Genomic DNA, 5,721 nt, shown 5'->3' on the forward strand with positions numbered 1-5,721 from the left:
AATCTGCTGGGCCTATAATGCGCACCACTTCCGGCGCAGACCTCTCGGAAAACCTCTTGTAAAACAAGAAGTTAGCTTAAAAAGAGGGGTTGCAAAGCAGCGAAAGCTGTGTAGAATGCGCCGGGTTGACAGGGTGGTGGTTTGGCTCTGTTGGTGGTTCGGTCGGGTTGATCGAAAGCGGTTGAACAAGGTGGTTGACAGCGGTTGGTAACGCTGTAGAATTCGCCTCCCGCTGACGAGATGCTAGAAGTTGATCGAAAGCGTAAGCGGTTGAAGTAGAAAAGAAATTTTCGAAATCGCTTGACGGGAAATGAGGCTGCTGTAGAATGCGCGCCTCGGTTGAGACGAAAGACTTAACCAACTGCTCTTTAACAACTGAATCAAGCAATTCGTGTGGGTGCTTGTGGGGTAAGACTGCTAGTCGCAAGATTATCAGCATCACAAGTTACTCCGCGAGAAATCAAAGATGTAACCAACGATTGCTGAGCTAAGTTTAGGGTTTTCTCAAAACCCAAGCAGTATTGAACTGAAGAGTTTGATCATGGCTCAGATTGAACGCTGGCGGCAGGCCTAACACATGCAAGTCGAGCGGCAGCACGGGTACTTGTACCTGGTGGCGAGCGGCGGACGGGTGAGTAATGCCTAGGAATCTGCCTGGTGGTGGGGGATAACGTTCGGAAACGGACGCTAATACCGCATACGTCCTACGGGAGAAAGCGGGGGACCTTCGGGCCTCGCGCCATTAGATGAGCCTAGGTCGGATTAGCTAGTTGGTGAGGTAACGGCTCACCAAGGCGACGATCCGTAACTGGTCTGAGAGGATGATCAGTCACACTGGAACTGAGACACGGTCCAGACTCCTACGGGAGGCAGCAGTGGGGAATATTGGACAATGGGCGAAAGCCTGATCCAGCCATGCCGCGTGTGTGAAGAAGGTCTTCGGATTGTAAAGCACTTTAAGTTGGGAGGAAGGGTTGTAACCTAATACGTTGCAATTTTGACGTTACCGACAGAATAAGCACCGGCTAACTCTGTGCCAGCAGCCGCGGTAATACAGAGGGTGCAAGCGTTAATCGGAATTACTGGGCGTAAAGCGCGCGTAGGTGGTTTGTTAAGTTGAATGTGAAAGCCCCGGGCTCAACCTGGGAACTGCATCCAAAACTGGCAAGCTAGAGTACGGTAGAGGGTGGTGGAATTTCCTGTGTAGCGGTGAAATGCGTAGATATAGGAAGGAACACCAGTGGCGAAGGCGACCACCTGGACTGATACTGACACTGAGGTGCGAAAGCGTGGGGAGCAAACAGGATTAGATACCCTGGTAGTCCACGCCGTAAACGATGTCAACTAGCCGTTGGATTCCTTGAGGATTTAGTGGCGCAGCTAACGCATTAAGTTGACCGCCTGGGGAGTACGGCCGCAAGGTTAAAACTCAAATGAATTGACGGGGGCCCGCACAAGCGGTGGAGCATGTGGTTTAATTCGAAGCAACGCGAAGAACCTTACCAGGCCTTGACATCTACAGAACTTTCCAGAGATGGATTGGTGCCTTCGGGAACTGTAAGACAGGTGCTGCATGGCTGTCGTCAGCTCGTGTCGTGAGATGTTGGGTTAAGTCCCGTAACGAGCGCAACCCTTGTCCTTAGTTACCAGCACGTAATGGTGGGCACTCTAAGGAGACTGCCGGTGACAAACCGGAGGAAGGTGGGGATGACGTCAAGTCATCATGGCCCTTACGGCCTGGGCTACACACGTGCTACAATGGTCGGTACAAAGGGTTGCCAAGCCGCGAGGTGGAGCTAATCCCATAAAACCGATCGTAGTCCGGATCGCAGTCTGCAACTCGACTGCGTGAAGTCGGAATCGCTAGTAATCGTGAATCAGAATGTCACGGTGAATACGTTCCCGGGCCTTGTACACACCGCCCGTCACACCATGGGAGTGGGTTGCACCAGAAGTAGCTAGTCTAACCGCAAGGGGGACGGTTACCACGGTGTGATTCATGACTGGGGTGAAGTCGTAACAAGGTAGCCGTAGGGGAACCTGCGGCTGGATCACCTCCTTAATCGAAGACTTCAGCTTCTTCATAAGTTCCCACACGAATTGCTTGATTCATTGCGAAAGACGATTGGGTCTGTAGCTCAGTTGGTTAGAGCGCACCCCTGATAAGGGTGAGGTCGGCAGTTCGAATCTGCCCAGACCCACCAATTGTTGTGGGGTTGGCCTTAGGTTTAGATGGGGCCATAGCTCAGCTGGGAGAGCGCCTGCCTTGCACGCAGGAGGTCAGCGGTTCGATCCCGCTTGGCTCCACCACTTACAGCGTCGTTTAGAGTTCAGAAATGAGCGTTCCAGGGCTTGCCTGTTGAATGTTGATTTCTGGTCTTTGACCAGTACGAAAATCGTTCTTTAAAAATTTGGGTATGTGATAGAAGTGACTGATTGACTGCTTTCACTGGCAGTTGGTCAATCAAGGTAAAATTTGTGGTTCTCAATTGCAAATTTTCGGCGAATGTCGTCTTCACGTTAGAGACAATAACCAGATTGCTTGGGGTTATATGGTCAAGTGAAGAAGCGCATACGGTGGATGCCTTGGCAGTCAGAGGCGATGAAAGACGTGGTAGCCTGCGAAAAGCTTCGGGGAGTCGGCAAACAGACTTTGATCCGGAGATGTCTGAATGGGGGAACCCACCTAACATAAGTTAGGTATCATGCACTGAATACATAGGTGTATGAGGCGAACCAGGGGAACTGAAACATCTAAGTACCCTGAGGAATAGAAATCAACCGAGATTCCCTTAGTAGTGGCGAGCGAACGGGGACTAGCCCTTAAGCTTCTTTGATTTTAGCGGAACGCTCTGGAAAGTGCGGCCATAGTGGGTGATAGCCCTGTACGCGAAAAGATCTTAGAAGTGAAATCGAGTAGGACGGAGCACGAGAAACTTTGTCTGAATATGGGGGGACCATCCTCCAAGGCTAAATACTACTGACTGACCGATAGTGAACTAGTACCGTGAGGGAAAGGCGAAAAGAACCCCGGAGAGGGGAGTGAAATAGATCCTGAAACCGTATGCGTACAAGCAGTGGGAGCAGACTTGTTCTGTGACTGCGTACCTTTTGTATAATGGGTCAGCGACTTATTTTCAGTGGCAAGCTTAACCGAATAGGGGAGGCGTAGCGAAAGCGAGTCTTAATAGGGCGTTTAGTCGCTGGGAATAGACCCGAAACCGGGCGATCTATCCATGGGCAGGTTGAAGGTTGGGTAACACTAACTGGAGGACCGAACCGACTACCGTTGAAAAGTTAGCGGATGACCTGTGGATCGGAGTGAAAGGCTAATCAAGCTCGGAGATAGCTGGTTCTCCTCGAAAGCTATTTAGGTAGCGCCTCGTGTATCACTGTTGGGGGTAGAGCACTGTTTCGGCTAGGGGGTCATCCCGACTTACCAAACCGATGCAAACTCCGAATACCAACAAGTGTCAGCACGGGAGACACACGGCGGGTGCTAACGTCCGTCGTGAAAAGGGAAACAACCCAGACCGTCAGCTAAGGTCCCAAAGTTATGGTTAAGTGGGAAACGATGTGGGAAGGCTCAGACAGCTAGGAGGTTGGCTTAGAAGCAGCCACCCTTTAAAGAAAGCGTAATAGCTCACTAGTCGAGTCGGCCTGCGCGGAAGATGTAACGGGGCTCAAACCATACACCGAAGCTACGGGTTCATCTTAGGATGAGCGGTAGAGGAGCGTTCTGTAAGCCTGTGAAGGTGAGTTGAGAAGCTTGCTGGAGGTATCAGAAGTGCGAATGCTGACATGAGTAACGACAATGGGAGTGAAAAACTCCCACGCCGAAAGACCAAGGTTTCCTGCGCAACGTTAATCGACGCAGGGTTAGTCGGCCCCTAAGGCGAGGCAGAAATGCGTAGTCGATGGAAAACGGGTTAATATTCCCGTACTTCTAGTTACTGCGATGGAGGGACGGAGAAGGCTAGGCCAGCACGGCGTTGGTTGTCCGTGTTTAAGGTGGTAGGCTGGAATCTTAGGTAAATCCGGGATTCTAAGGCCGAGAACTGATGACGAGTTGTCTTTTAGACGACGAAGTGGTTGATGCCATGCTTCCAGGAAAAGCTTCTAAGCTTCAGGTAACTAGAAACCGTACCCCAAACCGACACAGGTGGTTAGGTAGAGAATACCAAGGCGCTTGAGAGAACTCGGGTGAAGGAACTAGGCAAAATGGCACCGTAACTTCGGGAGAAGGTGCGCCGGTGAGAGTGAAGCATTTACTGCGTAAGCTCATGCCGGTCGAAGATACCAGGCCGCTGCGACTGTTTATTAAAAACACAGCACTCTGCAAACACGAAAGTGGACGTATAGGGTGTGACGCCTGCCCGGTGCCGGAAGGTTAATTGATGGGGTTAGCTAACGCGAAGCTCTTGATCGAAGCCCCGGTAAACGGCGGCCGTAACTATAACGGTCCTAAGGTAGCGAAATTCCTTGTCGGGTAAGTTCCGACCTGCACGAATGGCGTAACGATGGCGGCGCTGTCTCCACCCGAGACTCAGTGAAATTGAAATCGCTGTGAAGATGCAGTGTATCCGCGGCTAGACGGAAAGACCCCGTGAACCTTTACTATAGCTTTGCACTGGACTTTGAGCTTGCTTGTGTAGGATAGGTGGGAGGCTTTGAAGCGTGGACGCCAGTTCGCGTGGAGCCAACCTTGAAATACCACCCTGGCAATCTTGAGGTTCTAACTCTGGTCCGTTATCCGGATCGAGGACAGTGTATGGTGGGTAGTTTGACTGGGGCGGTCTCCTCCTAAAGAGTAACGGAGGAGTACGAAGGTGCGCTCAGACCGGTCGGAAATCGGTCGTAGAGTATAAAGGCAAAAGCGCGCTTGACTGCGAGACAGACACGTCGAGCAGGTACGAAAGTAGGTCTTAGTGATCCGGTGGTTCTGTATGGAAGGGCCATCGCTCAACGGATAAAAGGTACTCCGGGGATAACAGGCTGATACCGCCCAAGAGTTCATATCGACGGCGGTGTTTGGCACCTCGATGTCGGCTCATCACATCCTGGGGCTGAAGCCGGTCCCAAGGGTATGGCTGTTCGCCATTTAAAGTGGTACGCGAGCTGGGTTTAGAACGTCGTGAGACAGTTCGGTCCCTATCTGCCGTGGACGTTTGAGATTTGAGAGGGGCTGCTCCTAGTACGAGAGGACCGGAGTGGACGAACCTCTGGTGTTCCGGTTGTCACGCCAGTGGCATTGCCGGGTAGCTATGTTCGGAAAAGATAACCGCTGAAAGCATCTAAGCGGGAAACTTGCCTCGAGATGAGATCTCACTGGAACCTTGAGTTCCCTAAAGGGCCGTCGAAGACTACGACGTTGATAGGTGGGGTGTGTAAGCGCTGTGAGGCGTTGAGCTAACCCATACTAATTGCCCGTGAGGCTTGACCATATAACACCCAAACAATTTGTGTGTTTGACGCTTGAAGTCGACAACAATCCGAAAGTTTGCAAGACCACGCTTTACCCATATCACATACCCGATTCGGCGTAGCGCCTCAACCGCGACACGCCTGCTGAATTGCTTGACGACCATAGAGCATTGGAACCACCTGATCCCATCCCGAACTCAGTAGTGAAACGATGCATCGCCGATGGTAGTGTGGGGTTTCCCCATGTGAGAGTAGGTCATCGTCAAGCGCCTAACACCAAACCCCCAATCGGCTTGC

At 51.7% G+C, this 5,721-nt stretch carries 2 tRNA genes and 3 rRNA genes; all 5 read left to right on the top strand.

What is annotated here, in order from left to right:
- The first annotated feature begins 523 nt into the window (after positions 1–523).
- The 5 genes from FBY03_RS22870 to rrf all read left to right on the top strand — a co-directional run bounded on the left by FBY03_RS22870 (position 524) and on the right by rrf (position 5,692).
- Positions 524–2,062 (top strand): 16S ribosomal RNA (locus tag FBY03_RS22870).
- A 65-nt stretch (positions 2,063–2,127) separates the two neighbouring features.
- A tRNA-Ile gene (locus FBY03_RS22875) sits at positions 2,128–2,204 on the top strand.
- Positions 2,205–2,234: 30 nt separating this feature from the next.
- Positions 2,235–2,310: transfer RNA gene (locus FBY03_RS22880), tRNA-Ala, on the top strand.
- Between the two features lie 244 nt (positions 2,311–2,554).
- Positions 2,555–5,444: ribosomal RNA gene (locus tag FBY03_RS22885) — 23S ribosomal RNA — on the top strand.
- Positions 5,445–5,576: 132 nt separating this feature from the next.
- Positions 5,577–5,692, top strand: a 5S ribosomal RNA gene (rrf, locus tag FBY03_RS22890).
- Together the 16S, 23S and 5S rRNA genes with 2 tRNA genes alongside form the textbook arrangement of a ribosomal RNA operon.
- Positions 5,693–5,721: the final 29 nt, after the last annotated feature.

This window comes from Pseudomonas sp. SJZ079 (assembly GCF_007993865.1).
In the GTDB taxonomy this organism is placed as follows: Bacteria; Pseudomonadota; Gammaproteobacteria; order Pseudomonadales; family Pseudomonadaceae; genus Aquipseudomonas.